Source organism: Bacteroidia bacterium, from assembly GCA_041391665.1.
Taxonomy (GTDB): domain Bacteria; phylum Bacteroidota; class Bacteroidia; order J057; family J057; genus JAGQVA01.
The window spans coordinates 910,155-935,001 of record JAWKNO010000003.1 but is presented as its reverse complement, the minus strand read 5'-3'; the positions used below and the strand labels follow the sequence as shown (position 1 = coordinate 935,001).

The window sequence follows — 24,847 nt, the reverse complement described above, 5'->3', positions numbered from 1 at the left end:
TTTGTTTCTGTGTCTTTTAATTAAGCCCAATTTGGTGAGAAGTTGTTTCAGGGGAAATACCATTCTTCTTTCAGGGAGGTGATCTTTATCATAGGAAAAGTCATAGATCAGATGCAACCTGTAAGGAGAAATCGGAATCTTTTATGTTATCAGTTGTAATTAGCTTCTTGATAAAGAATAGCATTATTTTTTATCTGAATTGCAACGGGGAAATCCATTTCGCTTTGAAAGTGTGGCTATATTTCCTGATTTTTATAAAAATAGATTAGTATGTTCTCCCATTTACCTTTCCCGATGCTAAAGCAAACTGTATTCTCGCTGTTAGTGCTTTTGGGTAGTCTGCTGGTATTCAAACCAGTATACGGTACTCAGGCCGTTGATAACCTGAAGGTTTATCTCAATTGTGCTACTTGTGATCATTCCTTTATTAAGAGTGAGATTACCTATGTCGATTATGTAAGGGATCAGGGGTTGGCCGACGTCCAGATTTTTATTACCCGTATGACTACAGGCAGTGGTGGTAGTAACTACGAAATGAATTTTACGGGATACAACCAGTTTGGCGATATTAAACACCAGATCAGATATGAGGTTTTACCCACAGCGACCAGCGATCAGATTCGCACCGGCATGGTCAAAAGAATAGAGGCTGGGTTGTTGCTTTTTCTGGCAAATACACCTTTGGCTGATGAAATTAAGATCTCCGTTCCTGTCAACAACCGTGCAACTAAAGAAGAAAAACCTCAGGAAGATGCCTGGGATCACTGGGTATTTAGTGTATATGGAAGCGGCAATTTACGGAAAGAGACAAGTAAAAGTTCGTCAAACGGAGAACTGGGATTCAGAGCTGACCGCGTTACAGAGCTGTGGCGGGTTCGCACCAATGGGGAAATCAATCATTTGAAAAACAGGTTTTTTATCGATAACGAAGAGGTGATCAGCGTGCGGGATAATAACTATTTCAACGGCAGTCTGGTCCGAAGTATCAGCAATCATTGGTCTGCTGGTTTTTTCACAGACTTTTCCCACAATTCTTATCAGAATCTGACTTTCATGATGCGAACAATGCCCGCGATTGAATACAGTATTTTCCCTTATACAGAAGTCAACCGTAAAGAACTGACAGCAGTGTATCAGATGGGGTATGTGTTTAATGATTATATCGAACAAACCATCTACGAAAAAGACCATGAACATCTGCTGCGGCAGACGATGGCACTTACCGCCCGGTTTAATCAGACCTGGGGCAATATTTTTTCAAGACTGGAGGCATCCAACTATATGCACGATTTCTCCAAGCGAAGCCTGCAGATGGACAGTTATGTTACAGTCCGGGTCTTTAAAGGGCTTTCTGCCCGGGTTTCGACCAATTTTGACCTGATCCAGGACCAGATCAACCTGCCACGCCGCGATGCTACGCTCGAAGAAATCCTGCTTCAGCAAAGGCAACTCGCCACTAACTTCGATGTTGGATTCGGAGTCGGGCTGAGTTATACCTTTGGCTCTATGTACAACAATATCATCAACACCCGGCTATAACAGCTCGGTCACTTTTGCGAGTGCGCTGCTTATTCCCGCTGCATTTTTCCCACCGGCCGTAGCATAAAACGGCTGGCCACCGCCACCTCCCTGAATTTCACGGGCGAGGGTACGGATCATTTCGCCTGCATGATACTTATTGGATTCGGCAAGGTCGTCAGTCATGATGACACTCAGCAGGGGTTTGTCGTTGATCACGGCACCCAGTACAATCAGTGTATTTTGAGTGGATTTTTTCAGATCATAGGACAACTGCTTGAGATCTTCTGCACTGGAAACCTCTACTTTGCTGCGAATCACCTGAATCGCCCCGTGAGACTCAGCGCGTTGGATCAGTTCGTCTTTTAATCTCCCCACCTGCGCGGTGCGGAATTGCTGAAGTTCTTTTTCCAGTTCGCGGTTTTTGTGCTGAAGTTCTTCGACAGCCTTTTCGGGGTTGCCGGGAGATTTGAGCATATCGGCAATTCTGTCAAGTGTGGTGGCTTTTTCAAACAGATAGTTGAAAGCGCCGTCGGCCGTATAGGCTTCCACCCGGCGAATGCCGGCGGCAACTGAAGCTTCGGACACCAGTTTAAACATCCTGACATCGCGGGTATTGGCTACGTGTGTGCCACCGCAGAGTTCCACGCTATATTCCGGGTCAAAGACAATGACTCTCACCATATCTCCGTATTTTTCTCCGAATAGCGCCATTGCACCCATGGCTTTGGCCTCCTCAATGGGTTTGTTGCGGTATTCGGTCAGCGGAATTCCTTCTGCGATTTTGGCATTTACCTGCGCTTCTATTTGTGCGATTTCCTCATCCGTCACTTTCGCAAAATGAGAGAAGTCAAACCGCAGGGATTTGTCCGACACAAGCGAACCCCGCTGCTCAACATGAGTACCGAGAATATTTCTCAGGGCTGCATGGAGCAGGTGAGTGGCAGAGTGGTTGGCCATTACTTTCTGCCGGAAGGCCGGATTGACAGATGCCGTCCATTCACCGGAAGGATCTACGGGCAGTTTATCTACGAGGTGAACAATGAGTTCATTTTCCTTTTTGGTATCTACGACATAGATAGATTCTTTCCCATTGGAAATTGTGCCCTTATCGCCGACCTGCCCGCCACTTTCACCGTAAAAAGGCGTTTCTTCGAGCACGATCTGAAACAGCGATTTATTTTGCGTTTTGATCGTTCGGTATTGAAGAATAGAAGTTTCAAGGCTGAGCGTATCATAGCCCAGGAATCTGGGCAGATCCTGTGAAGGTTTGACGATTACCCAGTCACCGGCGGTCATTTCTGTAGCCTGACGGCTTCGGGTTTGCTGGGCTTCGAGATTTTTTTCGAAACCGGCCATATCCACCTCCCGTCCTTTTTCTTTTGCCATGAGGCGGGTAAGGTCGATGGGGAAACCATAGGTATCATATAGTTTAAAGGCAAATCCGCCATCGATATCCTCATTTCCCGGGTGGTTTCGGAGATATTCTTCAAACATCTGAGAACCGCTTTCCAGTTTTCGGAGGAACCCTTTTTCCTCCTCATGGATGATACGCGCAATGAAATCGTTCTGAGCGGCAACTTCCTCAAATACCCCATCATAATCCTGGGCCAGGATGGCGATCATTTCGTAGAGGAAGGGTTCGGTGAGGTTCAGATACGAAAACGCATATCGCGAAGCACGCCGCAGAATACGGCGAATGACATATCCGGCGCCGGTATTGGAGGGAATTTGCCCGTCGGCGATGGTAAATACAATTGCCCGGATATGATCCACGACTACGCGGAAAGCTACCTGTTGTGCTTCTGTAGCTGAAGCGTAGGCAATCCCTGTTTTTCTTTCGAGGAAGGCCCGGGTGTTGTCAAATATATCCGTATCATAGGTAGAACGTTTTCCCTGAAGCACCATGGAAAGGCGTTCGAAGCCCATGCCGGTGTCAATATGCTTGTCGGGAAGTTCCTGAAGCGAACCATCGGCGAGGCGGTTGAACTGGATAAACACAAGGTTCCAGATTTCGACGACCTGCGGGTGATCATTGTTGACGAGAGCGGCACCGTCAACTTGTTGGCGTTCTTCATCGGAGCGAATGTCGACATGAATTTCAGAACAAGGTCCGGACGGACCCACGTCGCCCATTTCCCAGAAGTTGTCTTTTTTTCCAAATCGCAGAATGCGATCTGGGGAAATCCATTTTTTCCATTCGTTTTCGGCATCTGTATCGGGGTCGATATGATCGTTTTTATCGCCACCGAAAACGGTAACATACAGGCGATCTTTTTCAATTCCGAATACATTCGTAAGTAATTCCCAGGCCCATTCTATGGCTTCTTTCTTATAATAGTCACCAAACGACCAATTTCCTAACATCTCAAACATGGTGTGATGATAGGTGTCGTGACCGACTTCTTCGAGGTCATTGTGTTTGCCAGAAACCCTCAAACACTTCTGTGTATCGGCCACTCGTTTATGGGTTGGAATTTTCAATCCCAGGAATATGTCCTTAAACTGATTCATACCCGCGTTGGTAAACATCAGCGTAGGGTCATTTTTTATGACTATTGGCGCAGATTTTACTATCTGGTGTATTTTTTGGTTAAAGAATTCAAGATAAGATTTGCGTATATTTTTTGAAGATTTCATTGTTTTTCCGTCCTCCTTAACAGATGTGTAATAATTGCAAGATGGTTTGTTTTGTTTATCAAAATTTTTATTACCTTTGGTTCAGCGAAAATACAACGTTAATCAAACGGGAAAAACCTTACAAGTGAATTTTGCATTAAAAACCTGTTCTTGGATTCCATAAGGTAAAAAACAAACCCCTGTTCATATGGCAAAGAGAATACGTTACTACTATGACGAAGAGACCTGTACTTTTGAGCCAGAGCGAATAACCATCGCGTCCATGGGACGCAAAGCGTTATCGTATATTTCGGTCTCCGGGTTGTTAGCAGTTATGGGGCTTGCTCTCTATTTTTTTGTGTTAGATGATCCGAAACATGCGTACCTGAAATCTCAGAATACCATGCTTCAGGGACGTGTAGCAGATCTTGACGGCCAGCTTGCGGCTTTAGAAGGCCAGGTGGACGCATTGCACGAGCAAGACAATAAGTTCTATCGCAGCCTGCTAAACTCTGATCGCATCGACGATGGCTACTGGAATGGTGGTATCGGTGGTGCAGCCAACTACAAAAAGTCTGATCAGCCCGACGCACTGCGTGAAGCAGAAAAAAGATTAGATCTTCTTAATAATAAAGTGAAGATTCAGAACAAAAGCTATGATGTTTTGTTCAGTCTTCTCGCTGAAAAAGAAGATGAGTTGAGACATACGCCGGCAATTAAGCCTGTTCCAGGTCGGATTATCTCTGGTTTCGGAATGCGTATGCACCCGATCCATGGCTTCCGCAAAATGCATACAGGTCTTGATATGCAGGCAAATACAGGTACTGCTGTTCATGCAAGTGCCGATGGTATTGTCAAACTGGCAGGAACCAGCCGGGGTGGTTATGGAAAACAAATCGAAATTGATCACGGAGGCTACGGTTACGTAACCAAATACGCTCACCTCTCCGAAATTGCGGTCAATCAGGGGGATAAGGTAAAACGCGGCGATGTTATCGGTTATACAGGTAACACCGGCCTCTCCAAAGGTCCCCACCTCCACTATGAAATCATTAAAAATGGTGGAAAAATTGATCCGATCGATTATTTCTATGGCGACCTTACGCCTGAAGAATATGTAGCACTGCGGGAACAGGCCACTCTGGATACAGCATCCATGGACTGATCTGATGCAGGAGCCGATTAAAAAACAGTATTACACCATCGGAGAGGTTGCCAGGGAACTTGACCTGACAACCTCTCTGATTCGTTTTTGGGAAACGGAGTTTCGTGAAATCAATCCCAAAAAAAATCGCAAGGGAAACCGCGTCTATACGGATAAAGATATAGATACCCTCCGCAAAATCCATTACCTCCTCAAAGTCAGGAAGTTTACCATTAAAGGGGCCAAGGACCGCCTCAAAAATGAGAATGTCATCGTGGAGCAGGAAATCCAGACCCGCGAAACGCTGCTGAGACTCAAATCTTTTTTGCTGGAACTTAAATCTTCTCTCTGACTACCTGCAACTGTGTTTAATTCAACTATCGACTGAAGGGAGGACCTTTTCAGTTTATAACCGTAGGTGATCTGTTTATTCGGACCTCCAACTATATAGGCGATAATCAGTTGTGATTAGCTGGCATTTTTTCCAAAGAAAATCTCCCGGTACGATTCTCTTGTCAATGGTTTGGAGTAAAAATCTCTGACCAGGGGAAAAGATTGTGCTTTGATCTTATCCTCAGAAAAGATCGAAGAGGAAAGTACTACGATATCAATTCCTTCAGTACGATCCCGGGGTAGAGCTTCGAGCGCTGTCAAAAACTGCCAGGCATCCATTTCCGGCATGTTGATATCCACCAGTATCAGGTCCGGTTTTTCCGTTCCTTCAGCGATTTCTGACAGTGCGTTTCGGGCATCGTTGTAGGACTTTACCTTTACGGTTGGGGTTTCTTTGGCTGCAATTCGGGTATGGATTAAATTGGTCACAGCGTCGTCATCAATAATAAATACTGTGCGGGTATCTTCGGGCTTTCTGATTCTTTGCTGATAAAAAGTCATAGGGTTATCGGCCTCTGCATATACCGACAAAGCATGATTGAGATCGTGGACAATGCTGTTTAACTCTTCTCCCACTTTTAGCACATTCTCTATCCATAGAGGAATTTCTTCCGTCTTTACACGTCCCTCCTTTAGCATTTGCATCAATCCGATGATATTGGCAACAGGCGCCCGAAGATTATGAGAGGTAATAAAAGAAAACCGATTCATGTCGTCGATTTTCTTCTTAAGTGTTTCATTCAGCTTTTGCAGGGCGATTTCACCAAGTTTTCTTTCTGTGATTTCTTTCCGGATGGCAATAAATTCTTTGACTACCCCCTGTGCATCAGTGATTGGTACAACCGTAGTATCAGCTCAGTAGATATCCCCATTTTTTTTTCTGTTCCTGATTTCCCCTTTCCAGATTTCGCCTTTCTTTATCGTTTGCCAGAATTGTTTAAAAAATTCCTTACTGTGGTAACCAGAGTTGACGATTCGGTGGGGTTTGCCGATTAATTCTTCTTCTGAGTAGCCACTGACTTCGCAAAACTGCTTGTTGACGTAGGTGATAACTCCCCGTGGATCTGTTTTTACAACTATATTTGATTCGTTGAGCGCAAGATTCAGATCATAGATCATCTGATCTTTCATCTGCATGAGGAAGTTCTGATGGTACTGATAAGTGATATTCTTTCCCGTAACAAAAGTCGCCTTTAAAGAATCGTCATAGATACAACTCCAGGAAAGCCAAAGAATATCCCCATTTTGGTGAACCCAGCGGTTGTCATAATGAATGGCAGGAAACCCCTGTTGGATTTTCTCAAATTCCGCTAAACTAGCCGGGATATCTTCATGAAAAATGAAGCGGGTGAATGGTTGTCCGATCATTTCTGCTGCCGTAAACCCCAGCAGTTGAGTTACTTCTGGATTTACCCATAAGATGAGCCCCTCTGTATCAATCCTACATTTTATATAAGAACCGCTGTTCTGGTCCTCATTGAGAGTCACCGATGCTTGAACGTTCTTCTGATGTCCCATTTTTATAAAAATAGCTCCTATACAAAGGAAACAGATTCTGTAGATAGATATCCGTTGATTTGAGCTTATAACTGACATGGTTTTATGCCCTCAAAAAAACCCCATCATCATTCACCTTAATTGAGATAATCTTTTTGATTTTAAAAGATATTTGTAACTTTACGGCCCGATTTGATTGACAATCGAATCGGTTTCGGGATGTAGCTCAGTCCGGTTAGAGTACACGTCTGGGGGGCGTGGGGCCGGCAGTTCGAATCTGCCCATCCCGACAACACAAAAGGAGTTATAAGCATTAGGCTTGTAACTCCTTTTTTTGTTTAACTCGAACCCCCCTCCGCGGGTGGCTGAGGAGGCTCGAAGCCCGTCCCTCTTTGAAAGAGAAACTCGTGGGTTTCTTTGGGGCCGGAGGCCAATTATGTATCTGCCGCATGGTAGGGACTCCGGAGGAGTCCCATGTTTGTAGCTACGAACGGCCCCCCCCATTTTTTTCTCTTGGGATGCGCCGCAGCGCGCTACCCGAAATGGAAACAGGAGAGGCGGCCTTTGGCTACAAATCGAAGATGCCATCGGTACATGTGACTCCTCCGGAGTCTCTGCGTGCGCAGGCAAGTATTGATAGCCATTTGGAATCAGGGAGATATATTCACGGGTTTAGGAGTGTACTTTTGTAGAATCGGAAAACATTTTTCCTATCCATATCAGACCCAACCGAACCGGCAACCAGTGCTTTTTGCTTTTCTGGGTTCCAGATGGTAATTTTTACCACGATACATAATTTGTCTGCCATTTTATGAATGATATTCTGGTTTTTTTTAAAGAAGATATTGCCCGGCTCTGGTGTAGCTGGGGGTGGAAAACCCTTTGTGCACACTGGGGAATGCTGATAAACTCCGGGCTTTTGATCTGGGGATGGGGTGTGCTCATAGCGGTCGTCGGTGGGATCTGGAAAGGGGGAAATCAACTCTGGAACTGGTACAAAAACCGGAAAATTGCACAGGTACTCAGGCCCTATTATTCCTATCGCGAGGTGCAGGAGGCTACCCGTTATTTTATTCCTACCAAAGGTCAGAAGGAATCTCCTTCAGATTTTGATGAACCCGGGAAATTGGTGCCCAAGCAGGAACTGATTTCCATGTTTATTGATGAAGTGTTTGACCATAAGGGAGATGACCAAAAATACTATGTTGTCCTGGGCGGGTCGGGAATGGGTAAAACTACCTTTATGCTGAATCTCATCCTCAAATACCGGCTCAGATGGCGGCCTTTTCAATTTAAACAAAAGATCAGCTTATTTCCCCTGTCCGATCCCCGAACCCTAAACCTCGTGGGCGAAATTGAAGATAAACCTAATACGATTTTACTCCTCGATGCGCTGGATGAAGACCCGGAAGCGACTGCCGATCTGGAAAATCGACTGGAACAACTCACTCAGGTTTCGCAGGATTTCAGAACAGTGATCATTACCTGTCGCACGCAGTTTTTTTCTTCTGAAGAGACCGAACCCGGAGAAACGCCAATCAAAAAATACGGCACCAAAGGTGGATTTCAGGCATTTCAAAAAATATACGTATCACCTTTTTCTACTAGTGACATCAATGCCTATTTACGCAAGCGGTTCCCCATTTACCAGTTTCTGAAAAGGAAACAGGGGAAAAAGATTGTAGAAAGCACGCCCAAAATCATGGTTCGCCCCATGATCCTGGCCAATATCAATGACCTGATCAAAAATAACCGGACGTATAATTACACCCACGAAGTTTATGCCGGAATCATCCAAAGCTGGTTGGACCGGGAAGCAGGGAAGTTTAGCCAGGAGGATCGGAGAGAAAAATTTAAAAAAGACCTGGTGTTATTTTCCGAAAAACTGGCGCTGGATATGTATGCGCGATTGCGATCTGGGAAGGGGATGTATTTATCAGAGGCTGATTTCAGTGCGCTGGCAGAGAATTACAATATTCAGCTCAGCGAACTGGAGATGAAAAGCCGTTCCTTGCTAAACCGTAATGCAGCCGGCCAGTGGAAATTTTCCCATAAATCTATCATGGAGTATTTTCTGGCCAAACAAATCAGCAGTGATTTTAAGGAATACCTGTTGGCCAATTTTGAGGGACTGGATATGGCAGAAAAATTCTGCGAGGAACTTTCTCCAAGATCACGAATACAAATGCTGCGGATAGAAGGCGGCACTTTCATGATGGGGAGTAATGATTCTGATGATGAAAAACCTGTTCACGAAGTCCGTCTTTCTCCTTTTGAGATCAGTAAATTTCCCATCACCCAGCGACAATGGGAAGCGATCATGGGAGATAACCCCAGTCGTTTTAAAGATTGTCCGGATTGTCCGGTAGAGAGTGTTTCGTGGAATGATGCGAAGAAATTCCTAACCAAATTCAATGAATTGACCGGATTAGACTTTCGCTTGCCTACAGAAGCGGAATGGGAGTATGCCGCCCGGGGTGGGAGATTAAGTAAAGGATTCAAATATGCAGGGAGTACCGATCCTAAGGAAGCAGGCTGGTTTGATAAAAATGCTAAGGGAAAAACCCATCCGGTCGGTCAGAAAATCCCCAATGAATTAGGAATCTACGATATGTCTGGCAATGTCTGGGAATGGTGCCAGGACTGGTATGGCCCATATGCTGAACAACCCCAATCAGACCCCACTGGCCCGGAAACAGGCGTCTTCCGTGTGGTTCGCGGCGGGTCGTGGAGCAGCAGCGCAGGCAGCCTGCGCGTTTCCGGTCGCAGCCTCTTCGGCCCTGATGACCGCGACATCAATATCGGTTTTCGTATCGCCAGGACCCTTGATTTGTAGGGGTCTTCCGAAAGGGTAGCGGCTTTTTGATGATAACCTAAATTATCACTTATATTTGTTAATACATCAAATGCATCTGAATGGCCCAAAGAGGATTCATCATAGAAGACGAAGATCATACCTTGCCTGGCCGGATTCGCGGAAAGAATTACCTCCTTGTCATAGGGATTGATCAGTACAGACATTGCCATTCACTGGAGAATGCAAAACGGGATGCCCAGGCTGTTACGAAAGTTTTGATCTCCCGATATCAGTTTGAGGAATCTCATCTATATGAACTATACGATGGTGATGCCTCCCGTGAAAAAATTATCGATACGCTGGATGAATTGTCTGAGAAGATTACCTCACAAGACAATCTGCTCATATACTACGCCGGGCATGGGTATTTTCGTGAGAACCTGAAACTCGGTTACTGGGTACCGGCTGATGCCAGAGACAGACGTTATGCAGATTTTATTAACCATTCTACCATACGTGACTATATAAAGGCTATTCCGGCCCACCATACGCTGTTGATTGTGGACAGTTGTTTTTCAGGAGCCTTGCTGAGCGAACGCAATCTGAATCAAAATCTGCCTTATCCAGACAGAGTAGATCAGTTCCCCTCTCGCTGGTGTCTGGCAGCAGGGATGATCGAAAAAGTATCAGACGGATATATAGGTGATCACAGCCCTTTCGCCAAAAGCCTGATCACTTATCTGGAAAAAAACAACGAACCCCGTCTGCACATCCGCAGCCTGATTGATCATGTAACACTGGCTACTGCCAATAATGCAGATCAGACCCCAATTGGTGGCGTAATTCTTAAAACCGGCGATCAGAATGGACAATTTATTTTTGATTTAAAGGCAGCGGGAATTGTTGTCAAAGATCAAAGCGAAGATGCATTCCGGCAGGCCGAAGCAGAAAATACTACCAGCGCTTATACAGGATTTATCCTCCAATATCCGGAGAGTCGGTTTTTTGCTGATGCTTTAAAACACATTAACAAGCTGAGTCAGACTAAAGCAGATACTCCAGGGAAAAAATCAGCTATTCCCTTTGCCGAATTTGTTCAGGTAGAAGGTGGCACTTTCATGATGGGGAGTAATGATTATGATGATGAAAAACCTGTTCACAAAGTCCGTCTTTCTCCTTTTGCGATCGGTAAATTTCCCATCACTCAGCGGCAATGGTCCGAGATCATGGGAAATAACCCCAGTCTTTTCAAGGATTCTCCGGATTGCCCCGTGGAACAAGTTTCCTGGAATGAGGTGAAAAAATTTCTGGAAAAACTTAATGCCCGGTATCCCGGCCAAAATTTCCGTTTACCTACAGAAGCGGAATGGGAGTATGCGGCCCGGGGGGGGAGATTAAGTAAAGGATTCAAATATGCAGGAAGTAACAATCCGGAGGAAGCCGGTTGGTTTGATAAAAATGCTAAGGGAAAAACCCATCCGGTGGGTCAGAAAATCCCCAACGAATTAGGAATCTACGATATGTCGGGCAATGTATTTGAATGGTGCCAGGACTGGTATGGTTCTGATTATTATAAAAATTCCCCCAAAGACAACCCTAAAGGTCCGGAATCAGGCGATGACCGTGTGGTTCGCGGCGGGTCGTGGTACCGCAGCGCAGTCCGCCTGCGCGTTTACGATCGCCGCTACTACGGCCCTGATTTCCGCTACGACGTTGTCGGTTTTCGTATCGCCAGGACCCTTGATTTGTAGGCTTTCCCGAAGGGATCTTTGATTTACCTTTTTACCTTCTGTGACGGGAAAATAATTCCCCAGACCATTCATTTTCCTTCTTGGAGGTGTCTTATATATGTCTATATACTATCAGACATAAAAAGGAGCTGATATATGGGACAGTTTGATCATATATGATGAGGGCAATTTATATATATGTTGGAGAATGGGAAAGCGCGTGTTTTTTGTTGAACTCCCTTCCGCTGGTGGCTGAGGAGGCTCGAAGCCCGTCCCTCTTTGAAAGAGGAACTCGCGGGTTTCTTTGGGGCCGGAGGCCAAAACCCGGTGGCCGATCGGCCAAAACCCGGTGGTTGAGCGGAGTCGAAACCACCGGAAATGCGCCGTTGCGCGCTACTTTGAAGAGGAACTCGCAGGTTTCGCTGGGGTTTCTACCCCAAATTAGCTATTAGCTATTAGCTATTAGCCATTAGCTATTAACCATTAACCATTAACCATTAACCATTAACCATTAACCATTAACCATTAACCATTAACCATTAACCATTAACCATTAACCATTAACCATTAACCATTAACCATTAACCATTAACCATTAACCATTAACCATTAACCATTAACCATTAACCATTAACCATTAACCATTAACCATTAACCATTAACCATTAACCATTAACCATTAACCATTAACCATTAACCATTAACCATTAACCATTAACCATTAACCATTAACCATTAACCATTAACCATTAACCATTAACCATTAACCATTAACCATTAACCATTAACCATTAACCATTAACCATTAACCATTAACCATTAACCATTAACCATTAACCATTAACCATTAACCATTAACCATTAACCATTAACCATTAACCATTAACCATTAACCATTAACCATTAACCATTAACCATTAACCATTAACCATTAACCATTAACCATTAACCATTAACCATTAACCATTAACCATTAACCATTAACCATTAACCATTAACCATTAACCATTAACCATTAACCATTAACCATTAACCATTAACCATTAACCATTAACCATTAACCATTAACCATTAACCATTAACCATTAGCTAACATTGGCGTCAACAACTCCCGAAACTGGAAAAAAATCCTGTCCAGCAGGCTGATGTCGCGGGTGATGATCTCGGCCTGGCCTGTCATCTCTGACTGGAATCGAATGGTCGTGTTGTGTGTGGTCTGAAGGCCCGAATTTAGCTGGATGTCAAGCACATACTGCCCGTCTTTTGCGAGGCTGGAGATATTGCGGACTTCGCCCGTGAGCATGCCAAATTCGCGGTAATCGTAATTGTCAAGCCTGATGTTTACCCGCTGGCCATTCTGGATTTTGCCGGCATTAAATGCTGATACAATGGCTTTCCCCAAAACTTCATCCGAATCCGGGACAATGCTGATCACTTCATCTCCTGCTTTTACATACTGGTTTTCCGCCCAGATATCGAGATATTCTACTCTGCCTTTTTTAGGGGCGACAATCAGGTAGTTTTGTTTCCAGTTGTCAATCCCTGCGGTCAACTGCTGTAAGGCGTCGCTGATGCTCAGACTCAGCGCAAAGCCTGAATGCAGATTTTCCTGCCGCAGTTCCTGAATACGCTTCCGATACTCGCTGATCTGGATGTTGTTCTGAAATATCTGCGAATGTAATTGTTTCCCCGCCAGCTCCTTCTGCAGCAGGGCTGCTTCTTTGGATTCGAGCTCTACTTTGGAGATGGCTCCTTCGGCGTACAGGGTCTCCGAGGCGCTAAATTGCGCCCGGGCAATCGCTGTTTCCCGCTGCCGGAAACCCAACTGCTCTTCGAGATTCTGGTTCATTGCCACCAATTCTTCTGCCTGTGCTGACAATAACTGCTCCTGTGTGCCGCGAAAGGTGCTGCTCTGGGTGTAAAACTGGTCGTTTTCCAGCGCATGGATGAAGGCCGAATAGGTGCTCTGCAATTCTCCCAAATCGTCGAAACCCGGCCAGACGGAGAATTGGGTTTTGTCAGAAGGAAGATGGGCGATTAGTTTTTCAAGTGCAAAAACGGAAGCGGTATTTGCTGCGTTTTCAATGACAGCGAGATAGGTTCCTTCGGTTACTATGGCCTGATTCTCAACCATCAATTGGGTGATTTTGCCACTGCTCCGGGCAAAGATTCTGACAGGAGGAGATGCTGTGGTCAGGGTTATCCGGGCCGAAATCATATCGGGATAATGAACCACTACAGACAGGGCCAGCAATCCCAAAACTACCGCCAACATCATGATCATTCCTCTCCGGATAATCCAGTGGGGAATCGCTCCCATGATTTCCTGCACTTCCTCGCTGTATAATTCGATTTTGGGTGAATCGAGGCTGTGGCCGTTATGATAGGTGTTTTCTGTCATTAGTTTCCGAGTTCCAACTGGTTTTTGATCAGTGAATAATACTGCCCGCGATCGTCAACCAGGGCCTTATGATGCCCGGTTTCTACAACTTTTCCGTTTTCCAGTACGATGATCTGATCTGCATTTTTTACCGTGCTCAGTCTGTGGGCAACAATGATTACGGTTTTCCCGACAAAAAATCTTTCCAGGTTTTCCATAATCTGCCTTTCATTTGTAGCATCCAACGCGCTGGTGGCTTCGTCGAAAAACAGATAGTCGGGGTTTTTATACACCGCCCGGGCAATCAGAATCCGCTGTTTTTGCCCCCCGCTCAGCCCCATGCCTTCCTGCCCGATTTTGGTATTAAATCCCAGGGGCAATTCGTCGATGAATGTGCGGATATTGGCAATGGCTACGGCTTGCTGGAGGCGGTATTTATCGATATTTTCCTCCATCGCGATATTGTTGGCGACGGTGTCTGAAAAGATAAAGCCGTCCTGCATGACAACGCCACAACTGCCTCTCCATGTGCGGTTGAGAATGTCCTCCAGCCTCGTATTTCCTACGAGGATCTGCCCTTGTGTCGGGGGGTAAAATTTTAACAGTAATTTGATCAGGGTTGTTTTTCCGCTCCCGCTTGCTCCTACGATGGCGGTAATTTTGCCTTTGGGGATGTGAATATTCAACTGCTTTAATACCTCTGCGCTTTCCGTCCCTCCATAGCGAAAACTGAGGTTTTGAATATGAATACTTCTGTCAGCAGGCATGAGGGCATTTCCGATTCCGCCTGCTTCATCTTCATCGGGACTATTGTGAATTTCTCCCAGTCGTTCGAGGCTGATTTTTGCGTCCTGGGCCTGCTGCACAAAAGAAATGAGCTGCCCAATGGGGGTATTTAATTGCCCTGCGATATAGGTGATTGCCATCATCATGCCGATGGTCATCTCTCCTTCTATGACCGCTTTCGCCGAAACAAAGATGATGAGGATATTCTGTATCTGATTAAAAAAGCGCGCACCGCCTTGCTGGTATTGGGTGAGACTGAGTTTTTTGAGGTTGATGCGAAAAAGTTTTGCCTGAATGCGCTCCCATTCCCACCTTCGCGGCCTTTCAATATTGTTGAGTTTAATTTCCTGCATCCCGGTGATTAGCTGGATGATATTGCTTTGTTCTGCTGCCATCTGGGCAAAACTCCGGTGATCGAGTTGTGCTCTTTTTTTCAGGAAAAGTAAAATCCAGCCGATATATAAAAGGCTTCCGGTGAGGAAAATGAAAAATACGGGCAGACTGTACACCGCGAGTACAAAACCCAGCATGAGGAGGGTGAAAATTGAAAACAGGGAATTGAGCACGGCATCTGTGAGAAATAGCTCAATCCTACGGTGATCGCCAATCCGCTGCATAAGGTCGCCGGTTTTTTTACTGTCAAAAAAACCTACGGGCAGCTTCATGAGTTTGATCAGAAAATCTGACAGAATTGAGATATTGATGCGTGTACTCAGATGAATGAGTATCCACGCCTGAATAAACTGCATCGCCATCTGGCTCGCAAAGAGCACCAGTTGGGCAATCAGGATCAGATAGACAAAACCTACATTTCTTGTGCCTACCCCAAAATCTACCACCGCCTGTGTCAGAAAGGGAAATATCAATTGCAACAGACTCCCCAAAATCAACCCTAAAAATAACTGTGTAAGGTATTTGCGAAACTGAAATACGTAGCGAAACAAAAACTGGAAACTGCTTTTGTCGGGTTTTTCTTCCTCCCGGTCCATAAAATCGGGGCCGGGCTCCATGAGTAGAAGTATCCCGCTTTCTGCGCCTTTTTCCCGGTCTGATGCCCAGCCTTTGAGAAAATCCTGCTTCGAATATACCAGCATGCCGTAGGCGGGATCTGCCACGTAAACCTTGTCGTTTTTGATTTTATAGACCACCACAAAATGGTTCTGGTTCCAGTGGGCAATAGTCGGAAGTGGCGCTTCGTTGGCCAGTTTTTCAAAATCCAGCCTTACCCCCAATGACCGGAAACCAATGGCTTCGGCAATTTCGCTGATACCCTGAAGAGAAATGCCTTCCCGATCGACCGTGCTTTTTTCCCGGAGCGTTTTTAATGTATAATGGCGCCCATAATGCCGGGAGATCATCCGCACACAGGTTGGACCACAATCCATCGCATCCAACTGTTTGTAGTAAGGGAAACCAGCCATGAGTTTATTTTTTTACTCCCATTCTCCAGTTCTTGGGTCGTAGGTACAAGTGGTTAGTCTGTAAATTTTTCCGTCTTTCTCCACTACCTCGCTATTGTCTGCACACATGTAGCGAAACTCGCATTCTTTGCAGTTTTCGATTTTATCAACGGGTGTTTTCCACGCTGCCTGAAACTCACCACTTTCTGCCACTGCTGCCAGAGTGGTCGAAGAAACATGGCCAAAAGCCTGGCTGTGACCGGGGAAATTTCGGATATTTCCCAGCATGTCAACTGCTATTTTCCGGTTGAGGCCGAGGTTAAAGTGTTGGGCTTCGGTAAATGAATGGATGTTGGTGACAAAAAATTCGGGGCCGCAAAGTTCTTCTGAATGGGGCTGCACCGTTTGTCGGGTGAAGCAGATAATATCTTTTGCCGCCAGATGCTCTGTTTCCGCCCATCCTTCATTTTCACTGTTATACAATGTAAGTGAAACGATCCGGCAATACCTCAGCACCATTGTTTCCGCTTCTTGTATTGAATCAAATGCAGCGGATGGGAGCAATAGTTCTATCGAAAAAATACCTGTGTTTTCGGCTGCTTCCAGCCATTTGTAAATCATGTCGGTTTCCAATTCTCCAAATCCTCTGATCTGTACTGCTTTACAGCCCAGTTCATCCAGCTCCTGAATGACACCGCGCATATCGTAGTGTTGTGAGGAATCGATGTCGAGGATGGCATTGGTAATCATCGCCGGATGGTCCCAATCCATGGAAATCGGCGGGAAACAAGCGGGCTCTTCTGTGAAAAATCCCCACTCTGTGCGTGCCAGTTCCTGGAAATACGAATCCAGTCCTTCGTCGTACTGATGTTGGTAGCGGGCTTTGATTGCTTGTATAGATTGGCCTCTGTTTTCAATCAGGATATCTGCCAGAAGATTGGGCACAGGGAGGTATTGTTCCCGTTGAATATCGGCAATGATACTCTTGGCAAATCCTTTTACCGGAATACATGAGGCAAAAAGCATAAAACACTTATTGTCCGTCAGGGTCATTACTGGTAGTTCCATGTTGGGATACAAATCTGGAGAGGGGTTTATAAAAAAAGCCGGTTCCGTACATACTGGTTTGCTGACGGGTGCTGGTTACAAATCGCACCACTGAAGGATCGCTTTTCATTTCTTTAAGCAGATTGTATAGTACCGGCAGTTCGCCGGTTGTTTTTTTCTTCAGCGTTTCTGACTGTTTCATGCGGAATCATTCATTAAATACTGCGCGATCTTTTTTTCGAGGAAATAGTTGCAGGGCTTGGATACCATACCAAATTGTCCGACAGGATTCACTTCGAGGAAAATATATTTCCGGTCAGTGGATTTGATAATGTCCACTGAACCGGTATTGAGCGAAAGGGCGCTCATGAGTTGACGAACCTTGTCTGTTATATCAGCCGGGAGCGCATAGGGCACTACCCGGTTGTTTTTTTCGTGGTTGTATTGTCTGAAGTCCACGGCAGTTACAGGGTCAAGTTGGGAGAAAATGGCCATGGAATACACTTCTCCTGCGAGATAAAAGACTCTGAGTTCAAACTCTTTTTTGATGTTTTGCTGAAACAATGAAGGTGAGAAAAAGTCGGGTAAATCTTCAATGTCTGTGGCGTCAATGGTGCTGGTGTACATGCCCATCATTTTCCCATCTATTCGAAATGACCGTACTTCCGACAGGCATTTGGTGATCATTTCGGGATATTGTTGAGCAAAAGCTTTGAGTTTTTCTTTGGAGTTGGTGACAATTGTCGCGGGAATCTCCAGTCCGGCAGCCTGTGCCATCTGCAGTACAGCGAGTTTGTTCATGCCTTTTTCCCGGTGATTTCCCAGCACTTTTTTATCGGAGAGCCAGGAGAAAAAAGCGGTTTGCAGGATCGAAGATTCCATACCCAGATGTCCCAGCATTTGCTGTTTTAAGTCCGGCGAAGCGGGGTGAGATTCCAGCCTGGATGCGGCGGTCGTATCGATTGCAGAACGGCGAAACCAGAATGCCGTGATATCCGCTAAGTCAACACGTTTTCCTTCCGCTTCAATGGTCAGGGTGGGAGAGGTCTCCGGACTGATGGTCAGCTCAAATTCACCCAGCGCCGCTTCAAATATTTCTCCATTGATGCGGTATGCGGCAGTACCCATACTTCTGAGCCAGTCGATGACTTCGCCGGTTGAGGTATCGCTGTTTTGTGAGCTGATGATGACCATTGGTGATACAATAAAAGAAACACGCCAACCATCAGGTCGATTGTCGGCGTGTTACCTGATGAATTAATAAATCATTTCGGAAAATTATTTTCCTACTCCAGAGGCTACGGCAAACTTGTCATCCGTATGGAAGATGTCATCGAAAGAGATTCCATTGTAGGTGTGTTCAACCCAGGCTGCAGTGTCGCCAGGCTTCATACCACCTTTGATACGGCTGGAAGTTTTTACTTCATTGAGTTTGAATGCATCAAACTGCTCAAGCAATTGGTCTTTTTTGTTTTTCATAAACCATTAATTTGAGTGTGTTACAATAAGTTTTGCGAACGCGCAGGCAAGGCATAAAGCGGTTTGCCGCGTCTTCATTTATTACAACACGTAGGGTTTATGATTCAATCACCAGAAATTTTCATTTTTCTTCTGCGAAAAACAATAAAGGTGACTATTCCGCCTCCCAAAACCACCAAAAGCCAATACCAACGACTTGCGATCCCTGTATCAATTGCTGCGGGATTGCCGATCAGAATATGGTTGGCCCAATAGTAAGGATGTACAAGGTCTGGGGTACATTGATCGAGAAACCGCAGCCTGGCCTGGCGCAAAGCAGAAGTTTTGGAGTTTCCGTCAAATAGCAGCTTATAAAATTGCAGTAAAATATCGGCGGTGGCACGGCCATCGGCCTGCCAAAGGCTGCTTACCATTGCCTCGCAGCCTGCATATCTGAAAGCCCTTGCCAGACTCATGACTCCCTCTCCGGGTATCAGTTTACCCTCGCTGGTCTCACAGGCGGCCAGTACGACCAGGTCTGCGGGAATCAACATATTGTACAACTCAAATGCGTGCAGCTGATTTCCTCCCACACTATCAGCTTCTGCTGAAAAAAGCAGATGTGCGAGCAGCGGCTCTTCCTCATTGGCAAATCCATGCATGGCAAGGTGAAGGATGCGAAAATGATGGGCTTCCTGATGAAAGGTAGTTTTGGTAGCCTCCTTGTCGAGAAAGGTTCTTCCATTTTTTAAGGATGCAATCGCACTTGCATTTTCCCTGCTGTAGGTAAGCCGCATTGAGTCGGGGTAGGTGGGTGAAAATGTGGCGAGCAATTTTTCCGGTGAGGTGATCCGGGGTAAGGAATGAAAAAATAACCGGGCAGAAAGGCCATAACTGATTTCAAACTGCCGGATTAGGTAAGGGAGATGGCGGAAATCTGAAGACATAACCTGGGGGGACCGGGCCATATCCGGCATTTGGGTAAGAAGTATTTCAAAGGGGATATAGGACAGGGGGCCATCTGGAATGATAAATAGTTTTCCCGAAGGGTGATTTTTCAAGGCCGGCGATATCAGATTTTCATACAGGGTATAACTATTTCTGGAGAAGGTTTCCCATACGCCTGCTCCGTAGTCCGGACGATGAAGGAAGTATCGTATTTTGTCCACAATTTCTGAAATCGAATCGGTTTTTTCCAGGTAATAACCATTGATCGTCTGGCTATTCAGGCAAAAAACATAAATATTTTTTTCCCCCCAGAAATACTCAAGCATAATGGCATCGGGGTCTGGAAGCATACGCTGGATCTCTGCGACCGTAGTCGTAGACTCATCGTATTTTAGCTGGTAATAGGCAGGAAAAGCAGTCTCCAGATAGCGGATCAGCTGATTGTATTCTTCTTCCGCTTCAAAAAGCGTTCCTCTCCATTTTTTGATTTTTACGGTATCAGCTTGCGCACCTTTTTGTGTTTCCTGAAATAATTTTTCCTGGTAGAAGGTGCGGGTAATTAAAATTCGCTGTTCTTTTCTTCGGATACTGTCGGGAATACCGACACTTAGTTTTGCGCCTGTGGATTGCAACGCATCAGTCAATGCCATAAATCTTGATTTTTCCGAAAACTGAAATGCTCCTTCCAGGAAAGCCGTTTGGCCGGTTTCTTTAAATTTTTGGAAAAACAGAGCTATACCTGTTTCATAAGTAGGGCGAAATGTCTGGGCCAGATGAAGTTTGGCGTTGTCTTCCCTGTAAGTATGTCTGAGTCGGGAAATAGTTGTATCTGCCAGCTTGCAGGCAGCCATTGCCGGTACCCAGTAGTTCTGGCCACCGCCTGCGATTTCTGCCCTGGCGATGGCCTCGAGAATCGGGATGGCATCAAACGGATGCAAAATATTGGTTGCTGCCGGAAGCGTGTCTTTGTAAGGGCTACATAGAAATTTGAGTGCATGCTGATAATAGACAACAGCGGAGTCATACCTGCCAATTTCTTCGAAAAGTCGTCCAATAGTTTTGTAGGAATTGGCGATATCGGGACTTGTACCGAGGCTTCCCCACTCTTCAAATCGCAGCTTCTGTGCTTTTCGGTAATGAGAGAGTGCTTCAGGGTACCGGTGTTTTCGCTGTGCGATTTCCCCCATGATATTTTCCCCTACCTGTTCCCGATAGGGGCCGTATTTAGCCTGTATTTTTGCTGCCAGCCTGACATGGGCCGCTGCGCTGTCGGTTTTGTTCAATTCAAGATAAATCTGCGCCAGCTGATTGTGCACATTGATCCTGTCCCGAAAAGTACTGGACGGATTGCCGACTTCCAGCAGTTTCAGACAGAGAAAATTTTCACTAAGGGCTTTCTTCCAGTCTTTCTGATCGGTATATACTCTCGCTATGGCAAATTGGATTTGAATCAGGCGGGGATCGTTGGGCGGAAGTTCCTCTCTTCCGTTTTCCAGTGCTTTGGTGTGAAATTTTATGGCAAGCCCCGGTTCTCCTCTGCGCCGGTAGATGATTCCCATATTGTAATACAGACGGGAAATGGCCAAAGGGTTGAGGGAGTCCTGACTTTCTGTGATCGAAAGCGCTTCCTGATAATTTTCCAATGCAAAATTAAGATTGCCCTGAAGCCGGTATAAAGCCCCCATATTATTGAGGGCGTCGGCATATACTTCGGTATTTTTTCCCGAATGATTTCCTATCAAAACAATCGCCTGCTGCCCATAACTTTCGGCGAGCGAATAGTCTTCCTTGCCTATATAACAGGCTACGAGACCATTCATGGCATTGCCATAGGCGGTCCATTCGCCCTGGCGTTCAAACAGTGGGAGGGCTTTTTGAAGAAAATAAACGGCTGTGTCGGGATTTTGACGAAAATAGCTATAGGCTTCGTCCACCCATTTTTGTGCCTGCGTGATATCTCCGTTTTTTCCCGGAGACTGGGAGAATGCAGCACTTATCCAAAAGTACAGGCAAAAAAAATATAAGACAGGCCGGATTGTCGTTTGGGCTGAAAACATAGGTGTCTGGCAATTTCCCAAAAAATCAGGAATCCGGGCGGAAAATCAAAATTCCGCCCGGAATACCTTCATCATTGAGTTTTTACCATAGGGAGGGTGCGAATACCGGTGGATGATTGTTTTTGCAGGAAATATAAACCTGCTGGCAAATCTCCGGTTGGGAAACGTACGGGGCGGTCGCCAGAGGGAACCGTCAGCACCCGGATAGTTCGCCCCTGTGAATCCATGATTTTTACCACAGCTTCTTCCGCATTCGCTTCTATATACAGATAATCGCGGAATGGATTGGGATTGGCAACAATGGCCGGTTGGTCAAACTGCCCGATCCGGGCTTTTCCGCCCATGATTTTGTTACAAGAGAGATTGTGTTTGTACCAGGATGATTTTGTCTGGCCGAGAAGCAGGCTATAACCGGTCGTGGTAGCATCTTTTGCCCAGACTTCATAACGGACTTTAACATAACTTCCGGAGGAAGGCTGTTCTACCTTAGTATTGATTCGGAATCCGATATCCATACCAGCTGTGGTGTTTATCAGCGTAACCCCGGCGGGTAGAGACTGAAGGTTGTAAGCTAATTCATAATTTTTTGAACTCACGGTCGGTAAGGAAATATTTAGCGCATTTCCTGCAGAGTCTTCAAACTGGAAAATAAACTTAACGTCAGTAGCATTACTGCCTGGAGGAAAAGCAAAACCAACAGAATCAAGCAGCGCCATATAGGAGGCTACGGTTATGGAACCCGGAGGTGGTGCCATCATGCCCTGGCCATCGCAATCCCAAACAGCAAAACTTGGCCTGGTGCCAGGTTGTGCCAGCGTGTCTTTAGCAAAACAAAGAAAAACGATGTAAAGCGCAACGACAGAAGTAAAGCAGAGATTTTTCATACCGCTCAAAGATTTTGTTATTCGTCTTAAGTTACTATTTTTACTATCGTTGACTTTGTATAATTCTGGTTCAGGAATAAAAATTGTCAGCACTACTGCCTCCTGTATTGGCCTACGGGAGGCTTTTTTTCTATATTACACGACTATTTTTACTTTCAATCACCCGTTTTTCAAAATTTTCTCAATAATTTTTTTCCCTGCCTCCCTATGCGTAATGAAACCAGTCCACACTATTCCGATGAGGAAATTATATCCGGAATCAAAAACGGCGGGGTGTCGAGGCAGCGGATTAGCAACTATCTTTATCGCCGGCATGTGGACTTTGTGGGGAAGGGAAAACGCAAGTACCGGATTACCGAAGAAGATGCGGTGGACGCTTATGGTGATGCGATTATCGGGCTTTGTAACCGCGTTGCACAGGATGCCTTCCAGTCTGAGGGAAACCTTGCCGGATATCTTTACCGATCTTTTTGCAACCGGTGTGTTGATCGTGTGAGGAAAAATACGTCTTCTATTATTGATCAGGTAGAGTTGTTGCCCAATATGCGTACAGAATCAAAAACGGTACTTCTGAAACTGATCGAAAAGGAAGATATGGCTCAGATAATTTCTTTGCTGGACAAGATCGGTGGAAAATGTCGACAGATTCTGATTGAATCTGAATATTACGGTTTTGGCGTAGAGGAATTGACGGAGCGGATGGGGTTTAAGAATACCAACAGCCTGGCTACCCAGAAACATCGCTGCATGCAAAAAATCAGGCAGTTGCTGGAAAAAAGAAAAGATCATACAACTTGATTTCGGAAAATATGGAATCGGCGGAAAATACAGAATTAACGCAACGGATTGAAAACTATATCCGGGGGACAATGAGCCAACAGGAATCTGCAAAATTTGAGGAAGATTGTCAGGCCGACGCTCAGCTAAATGAGCAGTACCAACTTCAGGTTTTGGCAAAATATGCGATCTGGCAAAAGGGCAGGGAAGACGAAAAAGACGTTTTCCGCAACTTGTATCGAGAAATTGTTTCAGAAAGAAGAAGTCCGGTTTTTCTGCAAAAAAAATGGCTTTCTCTTGCGGCAATCATACTGTTGCTTGTCACAGTCGCAGGGATTGGCTGGAGCATTTTAGGAAAAAAACAAGCGTCTCCGGAGGATATTTTTGCGGCCTATTATGAGGTACCCCGTGCCCCCGAGACGATGGGCGACGGCGACAATCTTCGACAGTATTACAGTTCCTACCGAAAAGGAGATTTTGCGTCAGTAGTGGAACAATATGACTCGGTTATTCATGGCGATACATTAGCCTTTCCGGAAGCAACATTTTTTCTGGGTATATCGCTGCTTGAACTCAATCGCCCTGTCGAATGCGCTAAAGTTTTGGAGAAAACAACATTTGTTCCGGAACAGACAATGTGGTATAAATCGCTCGCCTGGCTGAAAGCAGGTAATTTGGCAGAGGCGCGAGCGAAGCTGGAATCAATTGTCAGCCAACCCGGGCATTATTACCAGGACAAGGCAGCGGCATTGCTCGATAACCTGTAATAGCATATACATTCGTTGCCGGCAGGCCAGATTTTTTCTTACATTTGACAGATCACTATTTGGTGTGTTAATTTGTATTTTATAGTCTGATCCTATGTCAGTAACCAAAGTAAAAATTCTCGATCAACCGGCCATTTTTGCCAGGCTCAAAAGAATGGCCTATCAGATATATGAAGCAAATTATCTGGAGAAAGAAATTTATGTAATCGGTATTGACGAAAGGGGCGGTTTTTTGGCTGAAGAGCTTGTCACTTACCTTCGGACACTCAGTAGCATCGAGATCATTTTGGTAAAAGCACAGTTGGACCGCTCCGAATCCCCCGGGATTGGGGTAAGTCTTTCTGAAGATATAGAAAGTCTGACGCAAAAGGCTGTTGTCGTCGTTGACGACGTGTTGTACAGTGGCGCTACCATGTTGCATGTGGTGTCCATTCTCTTTCAGGCAAATCCCCGTACTATTCAGGTTGCCGTAATGATCGATCGCGGCCACAGACTGGTGCCGGTTTCTGCCGACTTTATCGGTATGGAGCTTGCGACCACACTCCAGCAACATGTATCCTTTGTAGCCGACGTGGAAAAAAAGGAGGTTTCCGTTTATTTACTATAAAACTTTTATATTCGCCCCAAAGATTAACTACAGCTTTA

General features: G+C 45.5%; 19 protein-coding genes and 1 tRNA gene. 9 read left to right on the top strand and 11 right to left on the bottom strand.

The features are described from left to right. Nucleotides 1-270: 270 nt before the first annotated feature. Nucleotides 271-1,539, top strand: a complete 1,269-nt coding sequence (locus R3D00_26575; protein MEZ4776769.1) for a hypothetical protein — start codon at nt 271-273, stop codon at nt 1,537-1,539. Here R3D00_26575 and alaS read toward each other — a convergent pair. Further along, complete coding sequence (alaS, locus tag R3D00_26570; GenBank protein MEZ4776768.1) at nt 1,534-4,158, bottom strand: alanine--tRNA ligase; 2,625 nt, start codon at nt 4,156-4,158, stop codon at nt 1,534-1,536. The genes R3D00_26575 and alaS overlap by 6 nt on opposite strands. Before the next feature lie 187 nt (nt 4,159-4,345). On the opposite strand from alaS, the gene R3D00_26565 reads away from it, so the two are divergent. Beyond that, nucleotides 4,346-5,302: a M23 family metallopeptidase gene (locus tag R3D00_26565; protein ID MEZ4776767.1), complete on the top strand. Its 957-nt coding sequence runs from the start codon at nt 4,346-4,348 to the stop codon at nt 5,300-5,302. A 4-nt stretch (nt 5,303-5,306) separates the two neighbouring features. Continuing rightward, nucleotides 5,307-5,633 carry a MerR family transcriptional regulator gene (locus tag R3D00_26560; GenBank protein ID MEZ4776766.1) on the top strand — a complete coding sequence of 109 codons (327 nt, stop codon included), beginning with the start codon at nt 5,307-5,309 and terminating at the stop codon, nt 5,631-5,633. 116 nt (nt 5,634-5,749) lie between these two features. On the opposite strand, the gene R3D00_26555 is transcribed toward R3D00_26560, so the two are convergent. Together R3D00_26555 and R3D00_26550 are read right to left on the bottom strand one after the other, a co-directional pair. Next, nucleotides 5,750-6,385, bottom strand: a complete 636-nt coding sequence (locus R3D00_26555) for a response regulator (GenBank protein MEZ4776765.1) — start codon at nt 6,383-6,385, stop codon at nt 5,750-5,752. A gap of 144 nt (nt 6,386-6,529) precedes the next feature. Next, nucleotides 6,530-7,192 carry a PAS domain-containing protein gene (locus R3D00_26550; protein MEZ4776764.1) on the bottom strand — a complete coding sequence of 221 codons (663 nt, stop codon included), beginning with the start codon at nt 7,190-7,192 and terminating at the stop codon, nt 6,530-6,532. Between the two features lie 194 nt (nt 7,193-7,386). Here R3D00_26550 and R3D00_26545 point away from each other — a divergent pair. From R3D00_26545 to R3D00_26535, 3 genes are all read left to right on the top strand, one after another. Beyond that, nucleotides 7,387-7,461: transfer RNA gene (locus tag R3D00_26545), tRNA-Pro, on the top strand. 521 nt (nt 7,462-7,982) lie between these two features. After that, on the top strand, nt 7,983-10,007 hold the full coding sequence (locus R3D00_26540; protein ID MEZ4776763.1) for an SUMF1/EgtB/PvdO family nonheme iron enzyme: 2,025 nt from the start codon (nt 7,983-7,985) through the stop codon (nt 10,005-10,007). 80 nt (nt 10,008-10,087) lie between these two features. Beyond that, nucleotides 10,088-11,719 (top strand): SUMF1/EgtB/PvdO family nonheme iron enzyme, encoded by a 1,632-nt coding sequence (locus R3D00_26535; protein ID MEZ4776762.1) that lies wholly within the window; start codon nt 10,088-10,090, stop codon nt 11,717-11,719. Between the two features lie 1,057 nt (nt 11,720-12,776). Here R3D00_26535 and R3D00_26530 read toward each other — a convergent pair. The 8 genes from R3D00_26530 to R3D00_26495 form a co-directional block, all read right to left on the bottom strand. Beyond that, complete coding sequence (locus tag R3D00_26530) at nt 12,777-14,099, bottom strand: HlyD family efflux transporter periplasmic adaptor subunit (protein ID MEZ4776761.1); 1,323 nt, start codon at nt 14,097-14,099, stop codon at nt 12,777-12,779. Next, nucleotides 14,099-16,285: a peptidase domain-containing ABC transporter gene (locus tag R3D00_26525; GenBank protein ID MEZ4776760.1), complete on the bottom strand. Its 2,187-nt coding sequence runs from the start codon at nt 16,283-16,285 to the stop codon at nt 14,099-14,101. Before R3D00_26525 ends, R3D00_26530 begins: the two co-directional genes overlap by 1 nt. Nucleotides 16,286-16,297: 12 nt before the next feature. Continuing rightward, nucleotides 16,298-17,332: a grasp-with-spasm system SPASM domain peptide maturase gene (gene gwsS, locus R3D00_26520; GenBank protein ID MEZ4776759.1), complete on the bottom strand. Its 1,035-nt coding sequence runs from the start codon at nt 17,330-17,332 to the stop codon at nt 16,298-16,300. Further along, entirely contained in the window at nt 17,298-17,513 is a 216-nt protein-coding gene (locus tag R3D00_26515) for a hypothetical protein (GenBank protein ID MEZ4776758.1), read from the bottom strand. The genes gwsS and R3D00_26515 overlap by 35 nt, the downstream gene beginning before the upstream one ends. After that, nucleotides 17,510-18,505: a grasp-with-spasm system ATP-grasp peptide maturase gene (gwsG, locus tag R3D00_26510; GenBank protein ID MEZ4776757.1), complete on the bottom strand. Its 996-nt coding sequence runs from the start codon at nt 18,503-18,505 to the stop codon at nt 17,510-17,512. Before gwsG ends, R3D00_26515 begins: the two co-directional genes overlap by 4 nt. An 84-nt stretch (nt 18,506-18,589) precedes the next feature. Next, complete coding sequence (locus R3D00_26505; GenBank protein MEZ4776756.1) at nt 18,590-18,790, bottom strand: hypothetical protein; 201 nt, start codon at nt 18,788-18,790, stop codon at nt 18,590-18,592. 104 nt (nt 18,791-18,894) lie between these two features. Next, entirely contained in the window at nt 18,895-21,774 is a 2,880-nt protein-coding gene (locus R3D00_26500; GenBank protein MEZ4776755.1) for a CHAT domain-containing tetratricopeptide repeat protein, read from the bottom strand. Between the two features lie 71 nt (nt 21,775-21,845). After that, nucleotides 21,846-22,658 carry a T9SS type A sorting domain-containing protein gene (locus R3D00_26495; GenBank protein ID MEZ4776754.1) on the bottom strand — a complete coding sequence of 271 codons (813 nt, stop codon included), beginning with the start codon at nt 22,656-22,658 and terminating at the stop codon, nt 21,846-21,848. A 207-nt stretch (nt 22,659-22,865) separates the two neighbouring features. Between R3D00_26495 and R3D00_26490 the strand changes: the two genes are divergently transcribed. From R3D00_26490 to R3D00_26480, 3 genes are all read left to right on the top strand, one after another. Continuing rightward, nucleotides 22,866-23,456: a sigma-70 family RNA polymerase sigma factor gene (locus tag R3D00_26490; GenBank protein ID MEZ4776753.1), complete on the top strand. Its 591-nt coding sequence runs from the start codon at nt 22,866-22,868 to the stop codon at nt 23,454-23,456. Between the two features lie 11 nt (nt 23,457-23,467). Further along, nucleotides 23,468-24,202 carry a hypothetical protein gene (locus R3D00_26485; GenBank protein MEZ4776752.1) on the top strand — a complete coding sequence of 245 codons (735 nt, stop codon included), beginning with the start codon at nt 23,468-23,470 and terminating at the stop codon, nt 24,200-24,202. A 94-nt stretch (nt 24,203-24,296) separates the two neighbouring features. Then, complete coding sequence (locus R3D00_26480) at nt 24,297-24,809, top strand: phosphoribosyltransferase family protein (protein MEZ4776751.1); 513 nt, start codon at nt 24,297-24,299, stop codon at nt 24,807-24,809. Nucleotides 24,810-24,847 lie beyond the last annotated feature (38 nt).

Coding starts and splice junctions, on each gene's coding strand:
- R3D00_26575 (MEZ4776769.1), top strand. CDS start 271: ATGTTCTCCCATTTACCTTTCCCGATGCTAAAGCAAACTGTATTCTCG.
- alaS (MEZ4776768.1), bottom strand. CDS start 4,158: ATGAAATCTTCAAAAAATATACGCAAATCTTATCTTGAATTCTTTAAC.
- R3D00_26565 (MEZ4776767.1), top strand. CDS start 4,346: ATGGCAAAGAGAATACGTTACTACTATGACGAAGAGACCTGTACTTTT.
- R3D00_26560 (MEZ4776766.1), top strand. CDS start 5,307: ATGCAGGAGCCGATTAAAAAACAGTATTACACCATCGGAGAGGTTGCC.
- R3D00_26555 (MEZ4776765.1), bottom strand. CDS start 6,385: ATGAATCGGTTTTCTTTTATTACCTCTCATAATCTTCGGGCGCCTGTT.
- R3D00_26550 (MEZ4776764.1), bottom strand. CDS start 7,192: ATGGGACATCAGAAGAACGTTCAAGCATCGGTGACTCTCAATGAGGAC.
- R3D00_26540 (MEZ4776763.1), top strand. CDS start 7,983: ATGAATGATATTCTGGTTTTTTTTAAAGAAGATATTGCCCGGCTCTGG.
- R3D00_26535 (MEZ4776762.1), top strand. CDS start 10,088: ATGGCCCAAAGAGGATTCATCATAGAAGACGAAGATCATACCTTGCCT.
- R3D00_26530 (MEZ4776761.1), bottom strand. CDS start 14,099: ATGACAGAAAACACCTATCATAACGGCCACAGCCTCGATTCACCCAAA.
- R3D00_26525 (MEZ4776760.1), bottom strand. CDS start 16,285: ATGGCTGGTTTCCCTTACTACAAACAGTTGGATGCGATGGATTGTGGT.
- gwsS (MEZ4776759.1), bottom strand. CDS start 17,332: ATGGAACTACCAGTAATGACCCTGACGGACAATAAGTGTTTTATGCTT.
- R3D00_26515 (MEZ4776758.1), bottom strand. CDS start 17,513: ATGAAACAGTCAGAAACGCTGAAGAAAAAAACAACCGGCGAACTGCCG.
- gwsG (MEZ4776757.1), bottom strand. CDS start 18,505: ATGGTCATCATCAGCTCACAAAACAGCGATACCTCAACCGGCGAAGTC.
- R3D00_26505 (MEZ4776756.1), bottom strand. CDS start 18,790: ATGAAAAACAAAAAAGACCAATTGCTTGAGCAGTTTGATGCATTCAAA.
- R3D00_26500 (MEZ4776755.1), bottom strand. CDS start 21,774: ATGTTTTCAGCCCAAACGACAATCCGGCCTGTCTTATATTTTTTTTGC.
- R3D00_26495 (MEZ4776754.1), bottom strand. CDS start 22,658: ATGAAAAATCTCTGCTTTACTTCTGTCGTTGCGCTTTACATCGTTTTT.
- R3D00_26490 (MEZ4776753.1), top strand. CDS start 22,866: ATGCGTAATGAAACCAGTCCACACTATTCCGATGAGGAAATTATATCC.
- R3D00_26485 (MEZ4776752.1), top strand. CDS start 23,468: ATGGAATCGGCGGAAAATACAGAATTAACGCAACGGATTGAAAACTAT.
- R3D00_26480 (MEZ4776751.1), top strand. CDS start 24,297: ATGTCAGTAACCAAAGTAAAAATTCTCGATCAACCGGCCATTTTTGCC.